The following is a 26614-nucleotide window of genomic DNA, read 5'->3' as shown; positions in this document are numbered from 1 at the left end:
GTTTGCAACTTTAAAGCATTTCAGAGGTTTAGCAACACGATATGATAAGTTGAAAAATAGCTATATCAGTAATGTTGCTTTAGCCTGTGCTTATATTTGGTTGAAATTATGAATGTTCAACAGACCCTAGGTTATTTTAGCAATGATTATTTATGAGGGAAGGGATGACGTCTTATTTTATTTTGCTCATTAAATGAATGGTGAAGCATTCTAAGTGGCTGATTTACTTTCTATTAGCGATATTTCAGTGAAATTTAAACATCTACTTTAAAGGAAAATGTAAAAAATTTTCCGCAGGAGCAAGTTGATGTAAGAGATTTTCATCGTGGCTAATAGCAAGAATTCCCATATTATGTTCTTTAGAAAGATGTCTTAACATTTCCCAAATCTTCATTTGTGCAATAGGATCGAGCGCCGCCGTAATTTCATCGGCAATTAAAAACCGAGGTTTTGCCCCTAATGCTCTAAGAATAGAAACACGCTGTAATTGACCGCCAGAAAGTTCATGAGGAAAACGATCAAGCCACTCCTCTTGTACCCCTAATCTTTCAGCATGTGCAAGATCAAAACTTCCGGATTCCATAATAATTTTTTTAATAGTCCAACGAGAATTCATCGCTTGAAGCGGGCTTTGATAGAGATATTGTACGGGCCATAACTCATGACTTTTTAGATATTCTTTCGGCGTTTTACCATCGAGCTTGATCTCTCCGGCAATCGGTTTTTGATATCCTGCTAGAATTCGTGAAAACGTGGATTTACCACTACCAGAATTACCCGTTAAGGCGTAAATTTCACCACTTTTTAAGATCCAAGAGAGATCTTGAAAAAGAATTTTTTTCTTAAATCCCGCACTCAGACCTTCTACTTCCAAGATAGAATCTTTAAGTCTTATAAAATCATGAGGATTATTCTTTGGATATTTTAATATTTCTTGATCAGACATAGTTATATAGCCCATTTTGAGGAATAGCACGCCATAATTCTTGCACAAAAGGAGAAGATAATTGTTTTCCTGAACCTTCAAAAGCGGTGGGTTTTTCTGTAGAGATTAGTCTTCCTTCATGCATAATTGCGATTTGATCTGCATATTCTAAAACAGAAAGTAGATCATGGGTAATCAGTAGAATTGCAGCACCTTGGCTTGCTTGAGCTTCTAACTGTTGCAAAATGATTTCACGATTATCGGGATCTAAACCTGCTGTAGGCTCATCTGCGATAATCAAATCACGTTGGCAAAGTGTTGTTTGAAGCATTAGAATTCTTCTTGCCATGCCTCCGGAAATTTCATGGGGATAATATTTTGCAATATCCGATTGGAGTTCTACCGATTCGAGTTTTTCTGAGACATTAATATGAACGCCGGCTCTTTTCGCACTCCATAGAAGTTGATCTTGGATCGTTGCCGTGGGATCAAGGCAACTAATTTGTTGAGGCAGAAATGCAATCTCTTTTTTTCGTAATTTTGGTAAGTTTTTAGGAGTTAATTGTTGGTTATTAAGGAAAATATCCCCCGTTACTACGATATTTTTCGGGAGCAATCCTAAAATAGCATGCGCCAATAAACTTTTTCCGGCGCCAGAGCTTCCAATAAGGGCTGTCATTTCTCCTGCTTTAATAGTGAAGTTCAGATGATGCAATTGTTGAGCTTTTTCTTGTTTAAAAAAACTCTGATAGCGCCATAAAAAAAGGGAGAGATCTTCAATTTTCAACATTAGTTTTGCGCCTCTTTAGGATTCGTTAAACGGCGGATACTATTCGCTAAAATATCAAAACAGAGAACCATGAACAATAGCGCAAGACCTGGGAAGATTCCGAGCCACCATTTACCAGAACTTAGATGACGCATCGCTTCAGAGAGCATAATGCCGATGGCAGGACGAGAAGGTTCTAAGCCAAAGCCCAAGAAAGTTAGACTTGCTTCATGCAAAATTGCATGAGGAAACATGAGGAGTAAACCTACTAAAATCTGAGGAATAAGATGCGGTAAAATATGCTTAAACAGGATAAAGAGCCGAGATTTCCCAAATCCTTGTGACGCTTCTATCCACTGTTCGGCATGAACCTGAATCAACTCCGCTCTTAAAATTCGTGCAAATCGTGGCCAAAGAGATACTGAAATGGCGATAATAACCGCTTCTGTTCCTCCTCCTAAAGCAAAACAGATTAAAACTAACAATATTAAGTGCGGTATTGACAGGGCTGCATCAATCACAAAATTTGTAATAGAATCTGCAACTTTATTGATGCCTGAAAAGAGTACGATAAAGAGTGCAAAAAAGACGGAGATCAGAGCCGATAATACGCCTATTTTTAAACTTAGCGTTAATCCATGAAGCGTTCTTGCAAACATATCGCGTCCTAAGCTATCGGTTCCAAACCAATGTTGCCAGGAAGGCGCTTGTTCACGAATGGCAAAATTTGCACGAATCCCAACCTCATTGAAGTAATGGGACGCTATGAGCATTGAAAGAATGAGAACAAGGGCTATCGCAAACCACAGCGCAGTACGAATGCGGTCATTGAATCTAAAATGAATCATGCTCGCTCCCTTAATCTTGGATCTAATAACTGATAGAGAATATCGACAATCATATTTCCTATAGTAACGACAATGGTTGTAATGAGTGTGATTGCGAGAAGTAACGCAACATCTCCCCGAAGCCCAGCTTCTACAGTTGCGCGGCCTAATCCCGGCCAAGCAAAGACTTGCTCTGCAAGCATTGCGCCTCCGAAAAGTTCCCCAATGGAGGCAAATAAAACGGTTAATGCAGGTAGAGATGCATTACGAACCCCATGATGAAGAAGAACATCCCATTTACTTGCGCCTTGCGCATAAGCGTACATAACATAATCTGATTTGAGTACTTCTAGGAGCTTTGTCCGAGAATGAAGTACCATTTGAGCAACCCCAAATAACGTTAAAGTTAGAAGTGGTAAAATCAGATGATAGAGCGTTTGCCATAGAGTCACATCTTCAGGCACAACCCCGATGGGACCTGCACAGCAGATCGGCATCCAGTGTAGTTCTACAGAAAAGATAATGAGCATTAACATGCCGAGCCAAAATGCCGGTGTTGCTGTTAAAATCGTACAATAGAAACGAATCATACGATCTATCCAGCGACCTTCAAATGCGGCTGCAACTAACGCAAGAACAAATCCTAAAAGTCCAGATAAAATCCAAGCAGAACCCGTCAGTAGCAATGTGGGTGCTAAACGATCCTTAAATACTTCGATCACAGGCTTGTTATAGGTAATGCTATAACCAAAATCCCCATGCAGAAGATCTTTGATCCAAGATAAAAATTGTTGAAAGTAGGGCTGATCTAATCCCCAAACTGCCGCAATTTGCGCTCGTTGTTCTGCACTGACTTTCGAAATAGCAGGTCCTAAAAAATGGCTGATAGGATCAACAGGCGAAGCTTTGATGAGGGCAAATGTGGCAAATGTAATGAAAAGAACTAATCCAACAACTCTTAATAGCCTGAGATTCAGCTGAAAAAAGAGAGAGTGCTTCATTCACACGTCCAGCGCCATTGTGCGATAGATGTAGTAATTGGCCAACCATGTCCATGAGGTTCAATTTGAGTTTCACCAAGACTTAAACACTCATTGGCAAAGTAAACATGGTTAAAGTTCATCAACCAAATCCATGCTATATCCCCTTGTGAGCCGTAAAAGTCAGCCGCTTTTGACCAATGTTGCAAGGAATCTTCAATACTCTGGGATGTTTGAGCTTGTTGAAATAAGTCATTAACCGCTTCATTGTTGTAATAGGAAGGATTCATATACTCAATACCGGAAAGATTGCCGGAATAGATGGCATATAACTCATAAGGAGAATGACTACCAAAGCCAAAAAGTACAGGTTCAGAATGCATGATTTGTCCAATAGAATCCCAGTTTCCGCCCTTTGGTGTCGCTTCAATGCCTAAAGGATTGAGGAGCTCTGCTACAACCTCCGCAATTGCCTGACGACTAGGGTCATTGGCGGGATAGTGAATTTTGAAGGATGCACGTAATCCATCTTTGCTTCGAATACCATCTTTTTGTAAGTGCCAGCCGCCATCTTCTAATATGGTTTTAGCAGCTTCTAAATTATATTCTACGACATCGTTTTTTCCTGCCCACGGTAAGCCATCGGCAGGTCCAAAGGCTTTAGTGCCATGATTCTGTACTGCCACGTCTAAAATAAGGTCCCGATCAAGTCCAATATTTATTGCTTGACGAATTGCCAGATCAGAAGTGATCGCATTACCGATATTGCGCTTTCCTTGGTCAGGAATCTCAATCACCTCAGGTTTCGTGAAAGGCATACTTAATCCACGGTTATCAACTGTTTCAATGGAAATCCTCTGGAAATTAGGAGGTAAGATATCGGCAAACTGCGCTGGAACCGCCACTAAATCTACAGAACCTGTATTAGCGGCTGCCAAACTAGAATCCTCACTTGTGAAGAGGAAGGTAATTTTTTTAAAATCAGAACTGTCGCCGTAATATTCAGGATTTTTTTCAACAATCAATTGTTCTCCCTCATTCCATGCAATGAGTTTATAAGGACCTGAACCGATAGGATTACGGGAATATCCCGCATCATAACTGTTTTTAGGAACGATTCCGAGCGTATAAAATGCTTCCATGAAGGTAATCCATGGTTTTGTCAGTGTGAATTGTACGGTCGAATCATCCAATGCTTTGACGCTATCGAGAACCGAAAGATCGAGTGAATTTGCGCCTGTTCTAGCTTTTTCAAAAGTGAACACAATATCTTCAGAAGTTAATGGATCACCATTTGAAAATTTCACATCAGGACGTAATGTAATGGTCCATGTTTTACGATCATCTGATAGCTCCCAAGCTGTCGCAAGGTCTGGTAATGTTTCAAGATCCATTCCGCGGCGCAGTAAGGTGGATTGAAAAAGCGGATTCCCATACGTTCCCCAACCTGAAATAGGATCAAATCCATTCTCAGATTCACCGCCAATCGCTAATACAAGAGAGTCTTTAGGAGCCGCTTGAGCAGTCATAAGGCAACCTAAAGATAGAACGAATGTAAAAGAAAGTGCTTTCCAATTCATGAAACTCTCCGATTTAATAGAATGATAGAAGGTGTCTTTAAAACATTGTAAATATTTTTAAGTAATAATACTTATAATTAATTATTGTTGCAATTAAAACAATCTATTATTAAGTGATGTAAATCACGTAATAGTTAAGGCATGAGGCACATTACAAATATAGATATTTTTCAATAAACTATAGACTTTTGTCTAAAGATCTATATTTGAATTTTATAGATTTAGAAATATATTTTTTTATTAATTTTTTATTAATTTTTTATTTTTAAAAGGTGTTCTTAAATTTATTTTTGGGTGTTTAAATTGTATTAAAAATATAGGGTGAGTATGAAGAACTACTCGTAATAATTAATGATTGATATGAGTGTAATTCTTAGGATGGTAAAGCAGTTATTTTATACTTTTAGAATGCCTGGTTAATTATTTCATTATTTTCAGATTTACTGTCGATGGCAAGTACAAAAATCCTCCGATTCAATGAATGATGAAGAACTTTTTTGATAAAAAGTGGGAAAAAATTCATGGCAATCTTACTGAGGTTAGTGACGTTGTGCAATTAAAAAGTGAAAATAATTGACAATAAATATTAATTTTTTATATTGAAGAGAGTGACTTACCGCTAATGGTAATCCTTCTCGCAGTTTGAGTAGTAAAACTACCGGCAGAAAGGCACTTTTGGTAAAAATAAAATTCGACAAATTCTTCTAGATTAGTGTATAAGTAAGCGAATAAATCAGGCCTGACGCATCATTACAGCATAAAATTGTAAACTAAGGCTTTCTGATCGTTAATAGCGACTCATTCAATTGAAGTTTTCTAACTATTAACACCCACAATATTGTTAAATTTGTAAACATTTGAGTGAAAACTCTTATGCTCTTGAAGCTCGCATGAATAAAAGTGAGTATTTTATGGAATCACAACCGCTAATACGGTAAAGATTTGTTATAAAACAATTTTTATTGAGTGAAAGTGTGATTTTTGTAAGTAGTCAATTGGGCTTATTTAATGGCGATTTAGATGGACGTTGATCTGATAGGTTTCCCCTATGAATGAAAAGGTTCCATTGAAATCGTCATATAGAAAGCCTGTTCACACATCGAATTGAGAAATGGATGTGTCTCTTTTGAATAAATTTAAGGAGAAGTTATGCAATTAACCCCTAGGGAAATTGAGAAGTTAATGGTTTATACCCTTGCGGACGTTTCAGAAAAGCGCCGTGCTCGTGGTCTTAAATTAAATTATCCTGAAGCCGTTGCGATTATTACGGTTGCCGTTCTTGAGGGCGCTCGAGATGGTAAAACAGTGGAAGATATGATGAAAGAGGCCGGCGAAGTATTAACTAAAGATGATGTGATGGAAGGCGTGAGCGATCTCATTCCTATGGTACAAGTGGAAGCGATTTTTACAGATGGCGCAAGACTTGTCACAGTTCATAATCCGATTAAATAATGCTATTTCAATAATATGGAAGGTTTTTTATGAGTGAATTTACCGCAGATATGGATATCTCTTTAACGTTGGACACCACAGAAACAATGGCAATGCCAACGCCGATTGGTGGACTTGTGTTAGCGAAAACGCCCATTGTGTTTAATGAAGATAAGCCAGAAACGATCATTAAAATTCGTAATACCGGCGATCGACCGATTCAAATTGGCTCACACTTTCATTTTTTTGAAGTGAATCCGGCATTGGAATTTGACCGCTTAGCGGCATTTGGTAAACGCTTAAACATTGCAGCAACGACAGCAATTCGTTTGGAAGCGGGAGATGAAACGACTGTTTCTCTTGTACCTTTTGGCGGAAAACAGTTGGTATATGGATTTAATAATCTCGTCGATGGATATGTCGGGGAAGATGCCATGATTGATGGCCGTCCGGCAAAAGAAGTAGCGCTTGAGAAAGCGATCGCATTAGGGTTTAAGCATAAAGCTGAAGCGTAATGAACATCGGAGAAATAGGGAAGTTAGGAAATACAAGATCTTGCAACGATTGATGATCGGCTCTTAATGTGATCGTTATTTCGGTTTAAAATTCTAAAAGTTTGAATATTGCTGACACTAGATTTGCAGAAGAGTGCAAGCATGAGGTTCAGCAATGAATCAGCCTCTATTTCACAATGAAGCTTTTTGAATTTTTTTAACCCTATTTTCCTAGATCCATCTCAAAAAATACAACGCATCATCTTCATAAATTAACGGATTCAATGAATTAAAAGGATAGAACAATGGCTCAAATTTCTAGACAAGAATATAGCGGACTTTTTGGTCCTACAACGGGCGATAAAATTCGCTTAGGAGATACCAATCTCTATATTGAAATTGAAAAAGATTTGCGTGGATATGGCGAAGAATCTGTCTATGGCGGCGCAAAATCTCTGCGTGATGGCATGGGCGCAGATAATACTTTAACAAGCGCTGAAGGCGTATTAGATCTTGTCATCACAAATGTCACGATTGTAGATGCGATTCAAGGCATTATCAAAGCTGATGTGGGCATTAAAAATGGCTACATTGTCGGCATTGGTAAGAGCGGCAATCCAAATTTACAAGATGGCATCACGCCGGGAATGATTGTGGGCGCTGCAACAGATGCAATTTCAGGCGAACACTTAATTCTTACTGCCGGCGGCGTGGATACACATATTCACTTAATAGCGCCTCAGCAAGCGCAAGAAGCGCTCTCAAATGGCGTCACCACATTCTTTGGTGGTGGCGTTGGACCAACGGATGGCAGTAACGGCACCAGTTTAACCGCAGGACCTTGGCACATTCATAAAATGCTTCGTGCCATTGAAAACTTACCGGTAAATGTGGGCATTCTCGGAAAAGGTTGTGCGTTTGAAGATGCGCCAACGGTAGAACAAATCGTTGCCGGTGCAGCAGGGCTTAAAATTCATGAAGATTGGGGCGCAACGACGAATGCGATTCACAATGCGCTTCGTGTTGCCGATGAATATGATATTCAAGTAGCCATTCACTCAGATAGCTTGAATGAAGTCGGTTACGTGGAAGAAACCATTGCGGCATTTGAAGGTCGTACTATTCATACGTTCCATACAGAAGGTGCCGGCGGTGGTCATGCGCCTGATATTATCAAGGTTGCGGGGTTATCTAACGTATTGCCGAGTTCTACCAATCCAACGCTTCCTTTTGGTATTAATAGCCAAGCGGAATTGTTCGATATGATTATGGTATGTCATAACCTCAACCCGAATATTCCTTCGGATGTGGCATTCTCAGATAGCCGAGTGCGTCCTGAAACAATCGCCGCAGAAAACGTGCTACATGATGTGGGCGCTCTCTCCATTTTCTCAAGCGATTCTCAAGCCATGGGAAGAGTGGGCGAAAACTGGCTTCGTATCGTGCAAACAGCGCATGCAATGAAAGCCGCTCGCGGTAAATTGCCGGAAGATGCCGAAGATAATGATAACTTCCGTGTCCTTCGCTATGTGGCAAAAATCACGATTAACCCAGCGATTGCACAAGGCATTAGTCATGTGGTGGGTTCTATCGAAATTGGCAAGATGGCGGATTTAGTATTGTGGGATCCACGATTCTTTGGTGCAAAACCAAAGCTCATCATTAAAGGCGGATTAGTGAGTTGGGCAGCGCTTGGCGATCCTAATGCGGCAGTCACAACCGCGCAGCCGATCTTCTATCGCCCAATGTACGGTGGCATGGGGAAATCCATTCACGATACGTGTATTACATTTGTCTCTCAAGCAGCGCTCGAAGATGGCGTGAAAGAGAAAGCGGGCTTAGAGCGTCACGTGATGGCAGTGAAAAATTGCCGTAATGTAACAAAAGACGATATGGTTCGTAACAATGACACACCAACCATTGAAGTTGATCCGGAAACATTTGCGGTAAAAGTGAACGGCGTTCATGCAACTTGTGAACCTGTCACGCACGTTGTGATGAATCAGCGTTATTTCTTCAGCTAACTTGATGAAGATGTCGTGAAGGAAATTTCGGAAATATGCGCTATGAACAAACGATTAGGGATTAGCGCATTCTCTCTGAATCATTCATTACATCGGTTTAAGCAGTTTTTCGGAAACAAAATGTGCTGATTCGTGGCTGGGTCGAATGCTTGCATGCTTTTGAGTATCGCGCGCTAGCGGTAATGGTCACTATTTATTATTTACAGATTCATTCAGAAAGGAAGTCAATATGATTATCATTGAACATATTTTGGGAAATGTGAAAAAAGATCCCATTTGGCAAACACGTAGCATAGAAGCGGACGTGGATATTCTAAAATTGGATCAGCGTGATGCGCAGAAGAGCCGTTGCCGTAAACATAGTGAAAATGGGCAAGATTTAGGGATTGCACTAGATCGTCATACGTTGTTATCCAATGGCGATGTGATCTTCTTTGATGAAGAGAACAATACGATGATTGTGGTAGAAATTTCCCTTCGTGATGTATTAGTGATTGATTTGTCATATTTGCAAAAATTGCCGGCAGAAGCGCAAGTGAAAGCGAGCTTTGAGCTTGGTCATGCCCTTGGAAATCAGCACTGGAAAGCGGTGCTGAAAGAAAATCATGTTTATGTGCCATTATCTGTGAGCCGTGAAGTGATGACTTCTATGATGAAAACCCACAGCTTCCAAGAAGATTCCTTTCAGTTTGTGCCGGGCGATGATGTTTTACCAAATATGAGCCAATCAGAAGCGCGCTTACTCTTTGGTGGATCAGAAGAAACAGATACTCATGTGCATGTGCCACATTCTCATCATCATTCACATTCACATTCGCACGGACATGATCACGGGCATTCTCACGATCACTCACATGAACATTCCCACGATCATAAACACGATCATCATCATGATTAAAAGTCAGTGTTAATTGATCAGCGTTAATTGGGAATAGAACAATTGAACCGATAGAACAGATAGAGCCGATAAAACACATAAATCGAATCAGATAGAACGAGGAAAAGAGTAAGCGCTTTCTAAAATCCTTCTTGATTTCTTTTGAATTTTTTTTTGGATTTCTTCGAGATCTGTTCTTTATCGATTCACGTTATGTTCCGTTTAATCTCACATTCGGAGGGATTATGAAAGCATCAGATTTAATTAAAATTTTACAATTCTCCGACTCGGCATTGCCCATTGGCGGGTTTACCTTTTCCAATGGCGCAGAATCTGCCATTCAAGCAGGTATTATTAAAGATAGCGAAACGCTTAAATCGTTTGTAAAGACCTCTTTAGCATCTGCGGCAAGTAGTGATGGCATTGCGCTTATCGTAGCGCACAGAGCGTTTTTAAAAGAAGATTTTACGGCATTAAAGGCGATTGATTCGGCGGTTTATAATCGTAAGCTCAATGAAGAAGCGCAGCAGATGACGATTAAGCTCGGCAAAAAGCTTGCGGAAATTTCCTCTGCAACGACAAATCTTCCGCTTATTCAAAAATGGCTTGATCTCGTTAAAACCCATGAAACTAAAGGCACGCATCCTGTGACGCAAGCCATTGTGATGGCGGCGCAAGGAATTTCAGAGCGAGAAGTGATGGTCATGCATCAATATGGCATTGCGAATACAATCCTCAGTGCGGCCATGCGGTTAATGCGCATTACGCACTATGAAACACAGCAGATTCTCTTTGAACTGAATCAAGATATTGAAGCCTTTTGCGATATTGCCGAAAGTGGCGATATTGAGCAAATGGCATCGTATGTGCCGGTGATTGATCTGCTATCAGCACTCCATCAGCAATCGTTTGTGCGATTGTTTATGAATTAGTTTTCATAGAAGTTCTCACAAGGAAATTTCCTTAATGAATTTCCTATCAGAAATTTCTCACAAGGAATTTCATACACAGAATTTATATATTTATAGATAACTGATAAATATTTTATAGACATAAAACATAAATGATATATCTCCGGCGAAGGTTTGAGGCTGAAACATCAGTTTAGAAGCGCATTAGCGTGACTTCAAAGAGATATTGAAAAGGATAATAATGATGAAAAAAATGATACGTATTGGTATCGGCGGTCCTGTCGGTTCTGGAAAAACAGCCATTGTAGAAGTGATCACGCCAAAGCTTATTGAACGTGGTGTAAAACCGCTTATTATCACGAATGATATCGTGACAACAGAAGATGCAAAGCAAGTCAAAAGAACGCTAAAAGGGATTTTAGATGAAGATAAAATCGTCGGCGTTGAAACAGGTGCTTGTCCGCATACGGCGGTTCGTGAAGATCCGAGTATGAATATTGCCGCGGTGGAAGAGCTCGAAGAGAAATTCCCCGATAGCGATGTGATCTTAATTGAAAGTGGCGGTGATAACTTAACGCTCACATTTAGTCCGGCATTGGCAGACTTTTATATCTACGTCATTGATGTGGCACAAGGCGAAAAAATTCCTCGTAAAAATGGGCCAGGACTTGTGCAAGCGGATATCTTAGTGATTAATAAAATCGATTTGGCGCCTTATGTCAATGCGAGTTTAGATGTGATGGAGAGCGATACGAAAGTGGTTCGTGGCGATCGTCCTTACGTTTTAACAAACTGCATGACGGGCGAGGGAATTGATGAATTAGTCGATATGATTATGGATAAATTCCTCTTCACGCATCCTTCGGCAAAAGTAGGGCAATAAGATGGAAAATTTAAGAGGAGAAATTGCCAATTCGCCATCTCGTCTTAAAGCGCATACTTTGGGCATTCATGCGAAAGAGATGTCGCCGTATCAATCGGAACCCAAGCAGATGAAAAGTGGCGCCGTTGGGAAAAGTGGCTATTTAAAACTTCGGTTTAAAAAAGGTCCTTATCGAAGCGAGCTTGTCGAAATGGAGCGCAGAGTTCCTTCATTAGTACAAAAAGCGCTCTATTGGGATGAGAATATGCCGGAACTTCCGTGCGTGACGATGATTTCAACTGCCGGCGGTATTTTGCAAGGCGATCGTCAGGCGCATGATTTCATTGTAGAAGAAGGCGCTTGTGCCTATATCACAACGCAATCGGCATCTAAAGTGCAGATGATGGAAGATAACTACGCCACGCAATATCAAAAAATTGTAGTAGAAGCGGGCGGTTATTTAGAATATTTGCCAGATCCCATGACGCCACATCGAGACTCTCGTTTTATTACTGAAACAGAGATGATCGTGGACGAAACGGCAACGGCAATCTATTCCGAGATTTTAATGCCGGGAAGAAAGTTTCATCATCCTGATGAAGTCTTTGGATTTGATATCTTCTCTTCAAAAATTCGTGCGGCAAGACCAAATAGTGAAGAGTCTGTAGGCGAAGAGTTATTTGTAGAGAGATATATTCTAGAACCCCAAAAACATCCACTCAATCTCGTTGCTGTGATGGGTGATTTTGAAATCTTCGGAAATGTCATTCTCTTAACGCCGGAGCAATATCATGAACCCATCATGAAGCGCCTTACGGCAACCTACAATGCAGAAGAAAAGATCGCTTACGGCGCAACGTTACTTCCCAACAAAGCCGGCATTATCTTCAAAGTATTAGGCGTTGATACGCCTAAAGTAAAGGCTGTGATTCGAGATTTCTGGAAAGTCGCAAGAGAAGAGATTAAAGGTAAAACAATCCAAGATCAGTTCTTGTGGAGAGTTTAATAATCGGGATTTGTGCTGAATTCAGAAGTAACAATACATCATAAAAGCGAAAGGCATTAAAGAAATTTAATGCCTTTTTATGTATCTATGCTTTATGAAATGTTTTTTAGAACCTGTTTTATTTAAACAAAATTCTTTATTTTAGAACGAATGATCATTCGCTCTTTCATGCGATTATAGGTAAAAGCAATGATGAAAAATGCTGCTTGTGTGAGAACGATACAAGGACCTGTTTCTGCATCAATATGAAAGCTGACTAAGATGCCGATCAATGCCGATAAAATGGCGGAGATAATGGCGATGATCATCATGATGGGGAATCGTTTTGTGAGTAAAAATCCGATAATGCCAGGGGATACTAACATGGCGATGACTAAAATGACGCCCACAGCTTGAAGCGATGCAACGATGCTTAGAGCGAGTAAAATCAGCAAAGTGTAATGCAGTAATTTTACGGGAAGACCGATTACTTGTGCTTGTACGGGATCGAAGCAGTAGAGCATGAAATCTTTTCGCTTTATTAAAATGATCAGTAATGTAATGCCGGAAATGATGATGATTTGCCAAAGTTCATTGGGTAAAATCCCTAAGATATTGCCAAATAATACGTGGGTAAGATGTTGATCAGTTTTTACGAATGAAAAAAAGAACAGACCAAGGGCAAATAATCCTGAGAAGATAATGCCTAATACCGCATCTTCTTTGACGCGAGTGTGGGATTTGATATATCCCGTAGCAACGGCGCAAAAGAGCCCTGAAATAAAGGCGCCAACCACAAGTGGAATACCGATGATAAACGCTAAAATAATACCGGGAAGTACGGCGTGAGCGATGGCATCTCCCATAAGCGCCCAGCCTTTTAAGATCAGATAACAAGAGAGAACCGCGCAGACAATGCCGGAAATCATCGCACCAGTCAGCGCTTGTTGCATAAAGGGATATTGTAGCGGTATTAAAATCCACTCTTCAATCATGACGAAACCTCCCTTCTGTTTTGAGAATCAGTTTGAGAATTATTTCGAAGATCATTCTCGGCATGTTGATGCGTACTTTTATGATCTGATTCATGAGAATGGCGATATCGTTTTGCAGCTCGAATTTTCGCAATGCGCCCATATTTTGGTGCAAAGAGAAATGCCAAAATGAAGAGAGAACTTTGTAAGATGACGATTAAACTTCCCGTAGAACCGCCCGGCAGAAAGAAGCTTGCGTATGCGCCGATAAAACTTGTCAGTGCACCAATGATGACAGAAAGCGTGAGCATTACGCCGAAACGATCGGTTAGCAGATATGCCGTTGCGCCTGGCGTAATCACCATGGCAATCACAAGGATTGCGCCGACTGTTTGAAGCGCTGCAACGGTACAAGCGCTTAAGAGAACAAAAAAGAGAATCTTAAGACGAGTGACCGGCATTCCAAGGGTTGCCGCTTGCACTTCATCAAAAAAGATTAGCATCAAATCTTTCCAAAATAGCAATAAGATAATGAGGGAAATGACGGTAATAAACGTAGCTTGCAGAACATCGCTATCGGAAATGCCGAGCACATTCCCAAAGATAATGGAATTAATACTGATGGAGGTGGGATTGAGAGAGATAATGAGTAATCCTACGGCAAAGAAGCTACTAAAAATTAAGCCGATAATGGCATCTTCCTTGAGTTTCGTGAAATGCTTCACTAATCCCATGGCAAGGGCCGCTAAAATGCCGGTAAAAAAAGCGCCAATGGCATAAGGCAGGTTGAGCGCATAAGCGCCGGCAACGCCGGGAACAACGGAATGCGAGAGCGCATCGCCCATTAATGACCAACCTTTTAGCACCAAATAGGTGGATAAAAAGGCACAAACCGCTCCCACCAATACGCACATCACGATGGCTTTGAGCATATATTCATATTGGAAAGGTTCTAGTAATACCGCCATTATGAAGGATTCTCCTTTTGCGTCGATTTTAGAGATTTTTCCGTGGCAGTTTGATCAACCTTATTGTTTTGGTTTTCGGGATAGCGCTTATGAAAATGGGTTTTCTTAAGGTTTTGCGTTTCCGTATCGCCGTAGAAAACAGCAGGGCGCTCATCATCTGTTAAAACCGTCACTTTACGAGGATCATCGTCATCATGAAGATGATTCCCTTTAAGAGAAATCTTCCGTAAAACCCCGCCAAATGCTTTCGTGAGATTCTCTTGCGTATAAGTCGTTTCGGTAGAACCTTGTGCTAATACCGTTTGATTCAGCAAAATCACTTGATCGCAAAATTCCGGAATAGAACCTAAGTTATGCGTGGAAACGAGCATTAAATATCCCTCTTCTCGAAGCGAGATGAGAAGCTCGATAATGCTATCTTCTGTTTTAAGATCAACGCCGGTAAATGGCTCGTCAAGGAGGAGAATTTTACTCTCTTGCGCAAGCGCTCTTGCGAGGAATACCCGTTTTTTCTGACCGCCGGAAAGCTCGCCGATCTGTCTTTTACGAAATTCTGTAAGGTTTACCCGAGCAAGGGCATCTGTAACGATTTCCCGATCTTTTTTAGAAGGAATACGCAAAAAGCCCATCTTGCCAAAACGTCCCATCATCACCACATCTTCCACTAATACCGGAAAATCCCAATCCACTTCTTCCGTTTGCGGAACGTAGGCAATTTCATTGGCTTTCAGTGCTGTTTTAATGGCAGTGCCGGCAATGGAAATTTTCCCTTTTGTGGGCGTGACTAATCCCATAATAGATTTAAAAAGCGTGGATTTCCCGCTTCCATTAACGCCGACTAAACCGCAAATGGTGCCGGCATTTAACGTGAAATTGACATCGAAAATCGCTCTGTGACCGTTGCTATACGTGACAGAAACGTTATCTACGATAATACTCATTATAATTTAAATCCTTTCACGATCGTTTCAACGGTAGTTTCTAAAAGATCAATATATGTAGGAACAGGACCATCTTCTGTAGAGAGAGAATCCACATAGAGAACACCGCCATATTCTGCGCCGGTTTCTTTCGCTACTTGTTTTGCCGGCTTATCCGAGATGGTGCTTTCACTGAAAAGTACCGGAATTTGATGTTTACGAATGGTATCAATAAGGCGCTTTACTTGTTGTGGAGAGCCTTCTTCATCGGCATTAATCGGCCAGAGATAGGCTTCTTTCAGATTATAATCTTGTGCTAAATAGCCAAAAGCGCCTTCACTTGTCACAAGCCAACGATTCTCTTTCGGAATTTGATCGAGCTTTGCACGAAGTGGTGCATCTAGCGCTTGGATTTTTTCAGCATATTGCTTGGCATTTTCATTATAAATGTCGGTATTGTCAGGATCATATTGGATAAATGCTTGTCGGATATTATCAATATAAATAAGCGCATTATTCGGGCTCATCCACGCATGGGGATTTGATAAGCCTTCATAATCGCCCTCATAAATTGAGAGCGGTGTAATACCTTCTGTGACAACGATAGAGGGCACATTTCTCAGGCTTTTGAAGAATCGCTCGAACCAGCGCTCTAAATTCAGACCATTCCAAAGAATCAGCTCGGCATTCTGCGCTTTTACAAGATCTTTCGGCGTGGGTTGATAATCATGAATCTCAGCGCCGGGCTTGGTAATAGATTCCACGATAACCGCATCGCCACCCACATTTTGGGCGATATTTTGAATAATGGTAAAGGTCGTAATGACTTTTAACGGTTCTTTCGCAAAACTCATATTACAAGCGAGTAGAATCCCGACAGTGAGTAACGTAGATTTGATGAGTTTTTGAGAATGGATCATATGAGAAAATTCAGAGATGCGCATTACAAAGAATCCTTGAGATAATAATGGTAGTCATGATTTTGGCGGATTTACAAAATGTAGATCGCACGAAAAACTATGATAACAAGAATTATCTAGTTATGGGCAGACAATATTATAATGGATCATTACCATTGGTAGCCTAATCCCAATGACAGTGATCGATTTTTGGAATCGCCACGTTTCGCTTTGATGCTTTCGTAATGGTAGCTCGTATTAAATGATAAGGAATCTGTGAGTTTATAGGCAAGTGTCGTATTAAGATTGAGATCGAGCGTGACATCTTCATTAAAACTGCGACCCACAATGCCGGTGGTTGAAAACTTGAATTTTTGGTTAAAGAAATATTGCTGATAATCCCACTTAATCGCCATTTGTGGATTATGAGTACGATCAGTTTCTTTTTTATAACGCAGTTCTTGATAGTTTAAAAGCGTGGCAAACGACAAGCTTGAGCGCTCATTATCCCAAACTTGCCAACCAGGACCGATACCCACAAGTAGATTCTCACGAATTTTTTCGATCCAATCATATTGGTATTCTGCAGAACCTTGCCAGAAAAAATCCTTCGTGAAAAATCTGTCAGCAGAGTAATTTAAATTATAGTAATAGCTCTTGGTTTTATCATTATCTCGTTTGCGATACATATTACCGTTGAAAGAATGACGCCAGAGATCATGCTCGAGTTTATAATTTCCTTTAAAGCGATAACGGAGAGTTTTAGACGTGTCATGATCAAAGTTCGCACTGATATCAATGCTTCCAGAGTGTTTGAAGGCTCTTGCTTTGAAGTTTGAACCATTTATTTTCGCAACGGTTAAATCCTTATTAAAAGGAATGGATTGTGGAATTCCATGGCTAGTAATGACTAAGCGATCTTCTAATCCCGGCTTTGTATGATCATATAATACTTTCGTTGCCGGAATACTTTGGGTAAATCGGCTCTCTTTCACAGAAACCGGCGCATCTACATTAAATTCCACAATATTACGGCTATTGATCTTCAAAGTGCCGGCATAATCTGTTTTAACGTGAATAATATTATCTTCAATGAGTGTCACTTTTCCGGTAATTCTATCGCCATTTTTTAATGAAATCGTATCCGCTACAGAAATCGCTGTATTACAAAATAGGGAAAAGCCGATTAGCACACTTTTCGATATTAAATACGGGAATGGAAAGGATCGTGGCACAAGATTATCTCGAAGTAAGGATAAATTGAAGGATATAGAATCAACGAGGTTACAGAATAAATTTTTGCACTCGCAAAATCAAATGATTATTTATTTAGATAATTGTTTAGATAATCATTTGAAGTTTTATTCTGAAATTTAATGATTTATTTTGAGATTCATTGTGATATTTGCTTTCCAATCAGATACATCCTTGCAGTTTTAGAGGGATGATTTTTGAATCAGCCAATGATGATAGCGAGCATGTGGCAGATAAGTGTCTAGCTCTGAATAGTGCAGTTCCATACGAAGATGATCTTCTTCACTAATACGATTTCTTGCCTCTTTTGCCATAAAATCATAATAGGTGCGAATCCCACTTTTCTTCAAAATAGTGTAATCCTGAGCTTTGAGGAAAGATTCTAATTCTTGGGTATCAATGGGAGAAATCGGCGTAAATCCGCCTTTTTCACCGCTGAAATTGCCTTTGTCCACATAATGGAAGTTCCCACGAATGAGATTGTGATAAATCAATCCTTCTCTGTTATAGAAGAGTAGAGAGAGTTTTCCGTCCTTTTTAAGAAGCGATTTAATGATCTCAAAAAACTGATAAGGCTCCGGCAACCATTCGAGCATCGCATGGCACGTAATCAGATCATATTTCGGAAGATTTAGTGTCGGCAATTCATCTAAAAACTGATGATGAAAGGTTGCGGTAAGATTCTTTTCGGCAAATCGCTCTTTCGCTAACGTGAGCATTTCTATTGCCGGCTCCACAAGTGTCAGGTTATGACCTTTTTCCGCTAATATACCGGCAAATTGTCCTTGTCCAGCGCCAATATCTAAGATATTTAACGTATCTTGATGAAGATTGAGCGTTCTGAAATCCCGTTCTAAAATCGCTAACCGCAATCGTCCTTTGAAGGTGTTGTAGATATTTTTCGTGAACTTTTTGCTTAATTTATTAAAAATAGGAGCGGGATTTGGATTCGTCATAATGGTTTTATAAATTGATAATGGCTGAAAATAGGATCAAGGATTACAGGGTTTCAAAATCTGCAGAGCCATTCTAGAGGATTCAGGAATTTAAGAAAGCATTCGAAGAATATATGACAAAATGTTTGTTTAAAATTTCTGCCGAGTAGAAACCATTTTAAAAAGGCAATCACAACAGCCAATACTGCGGAAATAATAATCGCGCTGATTATAATCAGCGGAATCATCGCTAAAATGATAAGCCATTTCATATTAATCTCCTCTGCTTAAATTGCTAATGAAACTAAAAGAGAGATTTTACGGCATTTGCAGAAGAGATTCTGCATCTAATTGAATTTCTTTTAGATATTCTTGTAGAAGCGTGATTCGAGCTTCGGAGTAATTTTGTAAACATTGAAGTTCTAGAATGTTTCTTGCGGTTCCCCGTGCGGATAATGCATGAACAACGGCACATTCGCTAGATATATATTGCTCCCAGAAAATATGCGATTTAATAAGTGCTTCTTTCACTTCTTGGTACGGCATTTCAAAATTATCGTAAAAAGCATCTTGATACTTATTTTGATAATAAGCTTCATTTTCAGTAAGCGTTGTGAGAAGCACTTGCTGGAGGATTTTGAGCTGATCTTCAAAAGTATCTAATATGGTTTGTTCGCAGAGCGTTTGTGTTGTGATAGAAAAATCTGTATCACAGGAAAGCGTATGAGAAGCATGGGTATTAGAACTATCGTTGGCAAATGAAAGGGATATTACGCTCATATGTGTAATCAAACATAGGAGGGAAATTTTCAGAAAAATCTTCAGAACTCTATGCATGTCCAATATCAATAACCACTTGCTCTTCATGTTGCTCTACTTTAAATCCGCTGATAAATCGGATATTGCATAATATCTGCAAGCATCGACGCCGGGAATTTGGAGGTAAGCTCTTTATAATCATGAACTCGATCATTATAGAAAGAGGAAGATTCATCAATATTACGATTGGTAATCTCCACCTTTTCCCAAAGCGTCATTAATTGTGGTTGATCTTTGAGTTCGGGGTTTTTTTGAGAGATTTTGTAGAGGGATTTAAGCTTATATCGAAGCAGTAAAATATGTGTAATTCTAAGCTCTAACGTACGATTTTCAGGGCTTTGTGTAATATTTTTAATATCTTGAAATAACGCAGTTTCACTGCGTAATACTTTTTGAGTTTCAAAGATAATTGGTTCAGATCTAGTAATTAACTGCGCTTGGAGCGTTTCAACATCACTTAACGCACTATCACAAAGATGACGATGCTTTTTAAGCTTTCGATAATGATGGATAAGATAGCTAAGAAGTAACGCACTGAGGAATGCCGTAAATATAATCGTGATTGCCGTGGTTGTCATGGTATTTGTCAATCGTTGAAGTTGTATAGTTTTACAGAAATAAAAGAAGCTAACGAGATTATGAATACAAATAAGGTTTTTCGTTCATCTTGAGATAATCCTGAGATAAAACGAAACTTCATAACAATTAGTATCATATTTTAAAAACTTCACAATGAGTTTATTTTAAAAACCTTGATCTAGGCAGTGATATTTAGCGGTATTAATCAAATCATGGCTCAAAAATGATAATATATCCCCTTTAAAATCAATGTTATTTATACTTTTATGAGTGTTAGAAAGGATTGTGAATGATTATTATTTTTGGAACCAAAGGGCGAAAAATTAAACTAGATGAAAATACCTTTTTTTGTCCATCATGCGTTTCTGAAACAACATATACAACGTACAAAATAGGGAATTACTTCACGCTGTTTTTTATTCCTCTATTTCCGATTTCTAAAAGTACGCAATTAATAGAATGCCAAACGTGCCAATCACAATATACGCCTGCTGTTCTTGATCTGCCGGCATCGGAAATTTATGCGCAAATGGCGCATCAAGATGCATTGAGCGGAACGCCTTTGCAAATGGTTCAAAAGAAATTATTAAATAGAGGTCTTTCGGCAGAAGAAGCTGAATCTTCCGTGAATCATCTGCGTAATAAGTGCCATGTTCAGCTCTGCACGCAATGCGATATGCACTATCTACAAGAAGCGGAGCTTACGGTATGCACTGCATGTGATGCTGATCTTCGCTAAGGTATAAATGATATTAGAAGACAGAATATAATCCAACTAATTGAATCTTTTATAATTTAATCTATTGCCAATGATTGAGGTTTCATTATTGAATTGACTTGAGCTGATCTCATAGCTATATATCTCATAGTTATATAATAAGTGGATTTCTAGAGCGATCTTTATTGAAGGTCGCTTTTTTAATTGCTTTTATAATAAGTGCATTTATAAAAATAGAGAGGAGTTTAAATCGAAATAAGTTCTTAAAATAAACCCTTAGATGATGCATGGATAGAATTTTATGATTTATGGTTTATTCTATAAAAAGTTGTTTTACAAAAAAGAACTTCTAAGAACGTTTTCATGGGAGATAAGGGTAATAGTTGTGCAAAATATTGCGCGGGGAACTATTGACTAAAATCAAGGTTCGATATAGAATTACACCCTCAAATCCGGCATCTAGCTCCGGTTTTCATCTATCTATTTATGGGTTGAATTTCTCAATGAAAAAACAGAAAGTCGCCATTATTATGGGAAGCAAAAGCGATCTGCCAACAATGCAGAACGCCGCTGACATGCTGACCCAATTTTCCATTTCCTTCGATATGAAAGTTGTATCTGCGCACAGAACGCCAGAGCATATGGTTTCGTTTGCATTAAATGCAGAAGAAGCTGGCTATGACGTAATCATTGCAGGTGCAGGTGGTGCTGCGCACTTGCCAGGAATGGTGGCATCCTTAACATCTCTACCAGTCATTGGTGTTCCAATTAAAACAAGTACCCTGAGCGGTGTTGACTCTCTTTACTCCATTGTACAAATGCCGGGCGGTATTCCTGTGGCAACAATGGCGATTGGTGTTGCCGGCGCAAAAAATGCGGGGTTATATGCGGCGCAAATTTTAGCGCTTTCCAACTCAGAACTTAAAGACAAGTTTAAATCGTTCCGAAAACAACAAACGGAAACGGTTTTAGCAGACAGCGCGATCGAGGAGCAATAGTCATCATGCACATTTTACCGGGAAAAACGATTGGAATTATTGGTGGTGGGCAATTGGGTAAAATGTTAGCGGAGGCAGCGAATAAGATGGGCTATTATGTCATCGCGCTCGATCCTGCCTCAGATGCGCCCGCTGTGTCAGCTTCTCATGGTCATATTGTTTCAGGCTTTGCGAATGAAGAAGGGTATGAAACCCTTATCTCTCGCTGTGATGTTGTGACTTATGAGTTTGAAAATATCAGTGCTGAACTCGTTAAAAGATTAAATGCGGAATATCACAATATTCCACAAGGCGAATTGCCACTCTATCTTGCACAAAACAGAAAACGTGAAAAAGCGGCATTAACAGAAGCAGGTCTTCCAATTGCACCTTACGTTGTGCTTGAAGATCCTGAAAATGAATTATCCAATGCCGTAGAAACACTCGGTTTCCCATTTGTCGTAAAAACGCAAGAAGGCGGTTACGATGGGAAAGGGCAAGTTGTTGTTAGATCTGAATCAGACTTAGACAAAGTATCGACGCTCTATAATATCCCTTGTGTGGCAGAGAAATTTATCCCTTACGATTGGGAATGCTCCATTATCGGCACTCGCTCGATTAATGGCGAATATCGTCATTTCCCCATTGCGGAAAATCTTCATGTCAATAATATCCTCTTTAAAACCACAGCTGGCGGCGAGAAAGTCACGCCGGAGCTTGAATCTCAGCTCAATGAAATGCTTAAAACATTTATGGAAACCCATAATATTGTGGGCACATTGGCGATGGAAGCATTTGTGGTGGGCGATACAGTATATGTGAATGAGCTTGCACCAAGACCGCATAACTCAGGACATTTCACGATTGAAGGTTGCCCAACTAGCCAATTTGAGCAACATATCCGTGCAATTTGTGGTTTGCCATTAGGCGAAACAACGTTACTTCAAAAAACCGTAATGTTTAATATTTTAGGGCAAGATAAAGAGTTATTATTCGATTATCTTCCGAAAATGTCGCCGGATGCGCATTTGCATCTCTATGGTAAAAAAGAATTTAAAACTAACCGTAAAATGGGTCACGTCACCTTTACGGGTTCAGAAGGTTTAGAATCTTTTGAAAAAGCTATGACTGACAATTTTGTATAAACTCAAGGATCCCAATGAAACGCAGATTTTATATTGAAAGTACGCCTAATTATTCTACTGAAGCGACGGCTTTATTAAGAGAACTTCAAACTGCTCTGAATGTGCAGACGTTAACGAAAGTGCGACTTGTTCAAGTATATGACCTATTTGATTTGGATGAGAAGGATCTTGCTAAAGTTCGTTCAGTCTTAATGCAACCCACTCGTGATCATGAAATCGCTGAAGATATCATGATGGCAGAGCTCAAAACCATGCCAAATTTCTCTATTGAATGGTTACCAGGTCAATACGATCAGTGCGCTTATAGTGCAGAGCTTGCATTCAAAATGGTGGGTGCATCACACAAAACACAAGTATCTACGGCAACACTTTATGGTTTCAACCATGATTTAAGCGCAGAAGATCTTCAAAAGATCCAAGATTATCTCTTTAATCCAATCAATTCCCGTATTAAAGATTTAACGCTTGAAATTAATGACACTCGCTTTATTGATAAGCGTGCGCCAAAAGCGGTAGAACATATTAAAGACTTCACACATATGTCAGATGATGCATTAGCTGAATTTAAGCAAAATGCCGGTCTTGCAATGGAATTTGAAGATCTTAAACATATTCAAACGTACTTCAAAAATGAAGAAGATCGTAACCCAACGGAAACTGAACTTTTAGTATTAGATACTTATTGGTCAGATCATTGCCGTCATACAACATTTGAAACATCGCTTGAATCCATTGATTTCACAGCAAGTCAATTTAACGAACAGCTTCAAGCGGCATATGAAGATTATCTCTCGCTTCGTGAAGCTACCGGTATTACGGCTCGTCCTGAAACATTAATGGATATGGGAACAATCGTTGGTCGTTATCAACGTAAAACAGGCGAGCTTGCAGATATGGAAGTATCTGATGAAGTGAACGCATGTTCAGTTCGCATTAATGTCGATGTCAATGGCGTGGATGAATCTTGGTTATTGATGTTCAAAAACGAAACGCATAATCACCCAACAGAGATCGAACCATTTGGTGGTGCGAATACTTGTGTGGGCGGTGCGATTCGTGACCCATTATCAGGTCGTGCGTATGTATACCAAGGAATGCGTATTACAGGTGCCGGCAACGTGTTGGAGCCTGTATCAGATACATTACCAAACAAACTTCCACAGCGTAAAATCAGCAAAGTTGCGACATTAGGTAACAGCTCATATGCGAACCAAATCGGTGGCACGACGGCTTTTGCAAAAGAGTATATCCACCCAGGTTTTGTGGCAAAACGTATGGAGCTTGGCGCAGTTGTTGGTGCAGTGAAAGAAGATTTCGTGGTAAGAGAAACGCCAGTTGATGGTGACGCGATTATCCTTTTAGGTGCAAAAACAGGCCGTGATGGTGTGGGCGCAGCAACAGGATCTTCAAAAGTACAAACAGTTGAAACCGTTGAAACAGCAGGAACAGATGTTCAAAAAGGCTGTGCAAGTGAAGAGCGTAAAATTCTTCGTTTGTTCCGTAAGAAAGAAGTAACAACACTCATCAAAAAATCCAATGACTTCGGTGCGGGCGGTGTATCTGTTGCAATCGGCGAACTTGCAGACGGCGTTTATGTGAATCTTGATAAGGTTCCTACAAAATATGCCGGTTTAAACGGTACAGACTTAGCAATTTCAGAATCACAAGAGCGTATGGCAGTGGTTGTTTCTGCAGAAAATGCAGAAAAATTCATTGAATATGCAAATGAAGAATCTATTGAAGCAGTAATCGTTGCAAAAGTGACAGCAGATCCTCGTTTAGTGATCGAGTGGAAAGGCACAAAAATCGTTGATATCGCTCGTTCATTCTTAGATACCAATGGTATTCGTAAGACAGTGACGGCGAAAGTTGTCGATAGCAATAAGCCATCTCCACTGGTGTATCAAGCAACAGATTCTGATCTTGAAACAAAATGGCAAGCGCTTTTAGCGGATGTGAATATCGCTAGCCAAAAAGGGATGAACCAAAGTTTTGACTCAACACTTGGCCGTTCAACTGTATTATTACCATTTGGTGGTAAATGCCAAGCAACAGCAGCAGAAGCATCGATCCAAAAAATTCAAGTAGAGAATGGCGAAACACAAACTGCGGCGATTTTAGCGCACGGTTACAATCCGTTTATCGGTGAATGGTCTCCATTCCACGGTGCGGCGTATGCTGTGATTGAATCACTTTGCCGTATCGTTGCAGTAGGTGGAAATCCAACAACTGCAAGACTTTCATTCCAAGAATACTTCGAGCGTTTAGATGGTGTTCCAGAGCGTTTTGGTAAACCAGTAGCAGCGCTTCTAGGTTCGATTGATGCACAGCGTGCGTTCAATGTGCCAAGTATCGGCGGTAAAGACAGCATGAGCGGAACGTACGAAGATATCAACGTTCCACCAACATTAGTATCATTTGCAGTAACGCCGGTGAAAACGGAAGATGTGCTTTCTCCTGAATTTAAAGAGAGCGGACATTACATCTACCTTCTTCCTGTAAAAGAAGATGCATCAGGCCGTATTCCTTACGATGCAATCAAGCATAACTTTGCAGTATTTAAAGCGTTACAAGAGAAATCATTGATTGAATCTGCGATTTCAGTACGTCAAGGTGGTGTGGCAGAGAGCTTAGCAGTAATGAGCTTCGGTAACCGTTTAGGTGCGAATATTGAGAATATCTCAGAACAAGATCTTTTCCGCCCACAATATGGTGCGTTTGTAATTACAACTCGCCAAGCATTGCCGGCATCTGAAGATTACATCGCAATTGGAACGACTTTAAGCGAATACCGTTTTGATTATGATCACAAAACTATTTTAGGTACAACGTTACAAGCGGCTGCCGAAGATCGTTTTGAGAAGCTTTACCCAATCTATGAAAAGAGCGAAGGCTTTGTCGATAAGATTGAAAAAGCAGATCTTAAAACAGTGATTAACCGCTTAGAAGTGGCAAAACCAACGGCGTTTATTCCGGTATTTGAAGGAACGCACAGTGAATATGATGTGGCAAAAGCATTTGAAAATGCCGGCGCAACCGTCAACACTTTACCCATTGTGATGCTTTCTGAGAGCGATTACATCGCTTCGATCGAGAAATTCATTAAAGGGTTAGAATCTGCAGAAATTTTCTCTCTTGCATCAGGTTTTGCAAGCACAGAAGAGCCAGCAGGAACAGGTTCTACAATGGCGTTATTCTTATCGCGCCCTGAAGTGAAAGTTGCGGTTGAGAACTTCATCAAGAAAGGTGGCTTAATCCTTGGTATTAATGCTGGCTTCCATGCACTGATCAAAACAGGTCTTTTACCATTTGGTGAGTTCAAAGAGAATCATGAGGCGATCCTTTCTACAAACCGTGCGGGCGAATTTAAAGCACAAATGGTAACGACTGAACTTGTGAATAATGCATCTCCATGGTTCAGCAATGAGAGCGTTGGCGATCAACATATCTTACCGTTTGCGGCATTAGAAGGTCGTTTAGTGATCTCTGAAGCGATGTTTGAAACATTGAAAGCCAATGGTCAAATCGCAACACAATATGTAGATCACAAAGGCCGTGCAACATTGGATTCAACCTTTAACCCAGCGGTTTCTGGTTATGCGATTGAAGCAATCACAAGCCCGAATGGTCAAATTCTTGGTAAAATGGCGCACTCAGAGCGTTATGAATCTGGATTATTCTTGAATATCCCAGGTAACAAACAACAATCAATTTTTGAAAATGCAGTTGCATTTGTTTCTTCTAAATAGCACGAGCGGAAG

Annotated in this window: 24 protein-coding genes and 1 pseudogene; 12 read left to right on the top strand and 13 right to left on the bottom strand. The window is 40.0% G+C overall.

Going from position 1 to position 26614, the window contains the following annotated elements; genetic code table 11:
• A pseudogene (locus tag ACYSN2_RS04950) lies at window positions 1-112 on the top strand (IS5/IS1182 family transposase); the annotation flags it as partial.
• A 150-nt stretch (window positions 113-262) separates the two neighbouring features.
• Here the strand turns inward: ACYSN2_RS04950 and ACYSN2_RS04945 are convergent.
• The 5 genes from ACYSN2_RS04945 to ACYSN2_RS04925 are packed head-to-tail and all read right to left on the bottom strand — an operon-like array spanning window position 263 to window position 5081.
• On the bottom strand, window positions 263-946 hold the full coding sequence (locus tag ACYSN2_RS04945) for an ABC transporter ATP-binding protein (protein WP_461749150.1): 684 nt from the start codon (window positions 944-946) through the stop codon (window positions 263-265).
• Complete coding sequence (locus tag ACYSN2_RS04940) at window positions 939-1715, bottom strand: ATP-binding cassette domain-containing protein (RefSeq protein WP_461749149.1); 777 nt, start codon at window positions 1713-1715, stop codon at window positions 939-941. Before ACYSN2_RS04940 ends, ACYSN2_RS04945 begins: the two co-directional genes overlap by 8 nt.
• Complete coding sequence (locus ACYSN2_RS04935; protein WP_461749148.1) at window positions 1715-2542, bottom strand: ABC transporter permease; 828 nt, start codon at window positions 2540-2542, stop codon at window positions 1715-1717. Before ACYSN2_RS04935 ends, ACYSN2_RS04940 begins: the two co-directional genes overlap by 1 nt.
• On the bottom strand, window positions 2539-3522 hold the full coding sequence (locus tag ACYSN2_RS04930; protein ID WP_461749147.1) for an ABC transporter permease: 984 nt from the start codon (window positions 3520-3522) through the stop codon (window positions 2539-2541). Before ACYSN2_RS04930 ends, ACYSN2_RS04935 begins: the two co-directional genes overlap by 4 nt.
• Window positions 3519-5081, bottom strand: coding sequence for an ABC transporter substrate-binding protein (locus ACYSN2_RS04925; protein ID WP_461749146.1), 1563 nt, complete (start codon window positions 5079-5081; stop codon window positions 3519-3521). Before ACYSN2_RS04925 ends, ACYSN2_RS04930 begins: the two co-directional genes overlap by 4 nt.
• Window positions 5082-6230: 1149 nt before the next feature.
• On the opposite strand from ACYSN2_RS04925, the gene ACYSN2_RS04920 reads away from it, so the two are divergent.
• From ACYSN2_RS04920 to ACYSN2_RS04890, 7 genes are all read left to right on the top strand, one after another.
• On the top strand, window positions 6231-6533 hold the full coding sequence (locus tag ACYSN2_RS04920) for an urease subunit gamma (protein ID WP_461749145.1): 303 nt from the start codon (window positions 6231-6233) through the stop codon (window positions 6531-6533).
• Window positions 6534-6583: 50 nt separating this feature from the next.
• Complete coding sequence (gene ureB, locus ACYSN2_RS04915; protein WP_461749155.1) at window positions 6584-7027, top strand: urease subunit beta; 444 nt, start codon at window positions 6584-6586, stop codon at window positions 7025-7027.
• Window positions 7028-7311: 284 nt separating this feature from the next.
• Window positions 7312-9030 (top strand): urease subunit alpha, encoded by a 1719-nt coding sequence (locus ACYSN2_RS04910; protein ID WP_461749144.1) that lies wholly within the window; start codon window positions 7312-7314, stop codon window positions 9028-9030.
• 229 nt (window positions 9031-9259) lie between these two features.
• Window positions 9260-9928 carry an urease accessory protein UreE gene (locus tag ACYSN2_RS04905; RefSeq protein WP_461749143.1) on the top strand — a complete coding sequence of 223 codons (669 nt, stop codon included), beginning with the start codon at window positions 9260-9262 and terminating at the stop codon, window positions 9926-9928.
• A 224-nt stretch (window positions 9929-10152) separates the two neighbouring features.
• Window positions 10153-10839, top strand: coding sequence for an urease accessory protein UreF (locus ACYSN2_RS04900; RefSeq protein ID WP_461749142.1), 687 nt, complete (start codon window positions 10153-10155; stop codon window positions 10837-10839).
• A gap of 223 nt (window positions 10840-11062) precedes the next feature.
• Complete coding sequence (gene ureG, locus ACYSN2_RS04895; RefSeq protein WP_461749141.1) at window positions 11063-11701, top strand: urease accessory protein UreG; 639 nt, start codon at window positions 11063-11065, stop codon at window positions 11699-11701.
• 1 nt (window position 11702) lies between these two features.
• Window positions 11703-12686, top strand: a complete 984-nt coding sequence (locus ACYSN2_RS04890) for an urease accessory protein UreD (RefSeq protein WP_461749140.1) — start codon at window positions 11703-11705, stop codon at window positions 12684-12686.
• Between the two features lie 122 nt (window positions 12687-12808).
• On the opposite strand, the gene ACYSN2_RS04885 is transcribed toward ACYSN2_RS04890, so the two are convergent.
• The 8 genes from ACYSN2_RS04885 to ACYSN2_RS04850 form a co-directional block, all read right to left on the bottom strand.
• Complete coding sequence (locus ACYSN2_RS04885; protein ID WP_461749139.1) at window positions 12809-13660, bottom strand: metal ABC transporter permease; 852 nt, start codon at window positions 13658-13660, stop codon at window positions 12809-12811.
• Complete coding sequence (locus tag ACYSN2_RS04880) at window positions 13657-14610, bottom strand: metal ABC transporter permease (RefSeq protein ID WP_461749154.1); 954 nt, start codon at window positions 14608-14610, stop codon at window positions 13657-13659. The genes ACYSN2_RS04885 and ACYSN2_RS04880 overlap by 4 nt, the downstream gene beginning before the upstream one ends.
• Window positions 14607-15548: a manganese/iron ABC transporter ATP-binding protein gene (locus ACYSN2_RS04875; RefSeq protein WP_461749138.1), complete on the bottom strand. Its 942-nt coding sequence runs from the start codon at window positions 15546-15548 to the stop codon at window positions 14607-14609. Before ACYSN2_RS04875 ends, ACYSN2_RS04880 begins: the two co-directional genes overlap by 4 nt.
• Window positions 15548-16471, bottom strand: a complete 924-nt coding sequence (locus ACYSN2_RS04870; protein ID WP_461749137.1) for a metal ABC transporter substrate-binding protein — start codon at window positions 16469-16471, stop codon at window positions 15548-15550. Before ACYSN2_RS04870 ends, ACYSN2_RS04875 begins: the two co-directional genes overlap by 1 nt.
• 125 nt (window positions 16472-16596) lie before the next feature.
• Window positions 16597-17661: a DUF481 domain-containing protein gene (locus tag ACYSN2_RS04865; protein ID WP_461749136.1), complete on the bottom strand. Its 1065-nt coding sequence runs from the start codon at window positions 17659-17661 to the stop codon at window positions 16597-16599.
• Window positions 17662-17862: 201 nt separating this feature from the next.
• Window positions 17863-18636, bottom strand: coding sequence for a methyltransferase domain-containing protein (locus ACYSN2_RS04860; RefSeq protein ID WP_461749135.1), 774 nt, complete (start codon window positions 18634-18636; stop codon window positions 17863-17865).
• 297 nt (window positions 18637-18933) lie between these two features.
• The gene (locus tag ACYSN2_RS04855) at window positions 18934-19395 is read right to left on the bottom strand and encodes a lysozyme inhibitor LprI family protein (protein WP_461749134.1); all 462 of its coding nucleotides are present in this window, start codon (window positions 19393-19395) and stop codon (window positions 18934-18936) included.
• Between the two features lie 98 nt (window positions 19396-19493).
• The gene (locus tag ACYSN2_RS04850) at window positions 19494-20012 is read right to left on the bottom strand and encodes a LemA family protein (RefSeq protein ID WP_461749133.1); all 519 of its coding nucleotides are present in this window, start codon (window positions 20010-20012) and stop codon (window positions 19494-19496) included.
• A 290-nt stretch (window positions 20013-20302) separates the two neighbouring features.
• Between ACYSN2_RS04850 and ACYSN2_RS04845 the strand changes: the two genes are divergently transcribed.
• From ACYSN2_RS04845 to ACYSN2_RS04830, 4 genes are all read left to right on the top strand, one after another.
• The gene (locus tag ACYSN2_RS04845; RefSeq protein ID WP_461749132.1) at window positions 20303-20752 is read left to right on the top strand and encodes a zinc-ribbon domain-containing protein; all 450 of its coding nucleotides are present in this window, start codon (window positions 20303-20305) and stop codon (window positions 20750-20752) included.
• Between the two features lie 482 nt (window positions 20753-21234).
• Window positions 21235-21729, top strand: coding sequence for a 5-(carboxyamino)imidazole ribonucleotide mutase (gene purE, locus ACYSN2_RS04840; RefSeq protein WP_461749131.1), 495 nt, complete (start codon window positions 21235-21237; stop codon window positions 21727-21729).
• A 5-nt stretch (window positions 21730-21734) separates the two neighbouring features.
• Entirely contained in the window at window positions 21735-22853 is a 1119-nt protein-coding gene (gene purK, locus ACYSN2_RS04835) for a 5-(carboxyamino)imidazole ribonucleotide synthase (protein ID WP_461749130.1), read from the top strand.
• A 14-nt stretch (window positions 22854-22867) separates the two neighbouring features.
• Window positions 22868-26602 (top strand): phosphoribosylformylglycinamidine synthase, encoded by a 3735-nt coding sequence (locus ACYSN2_RS04830; RefSeq protein ID WP_461749129.1) that lies wholly within the window; start codon window positions 22868-22870, stop codon window positions 26600-26602.
• Window positions 26603-26614 lie beyond the last annotated feature (12 nt).

The sequence above is a fragment of the Ignatzschineria sp. LJL83 genome, assembly GCF_054871845.1.
Note: the sequence above shows the minus strand (reverse complement) of the source record. Positions and strands in the feature narration are given on the sequence as shown.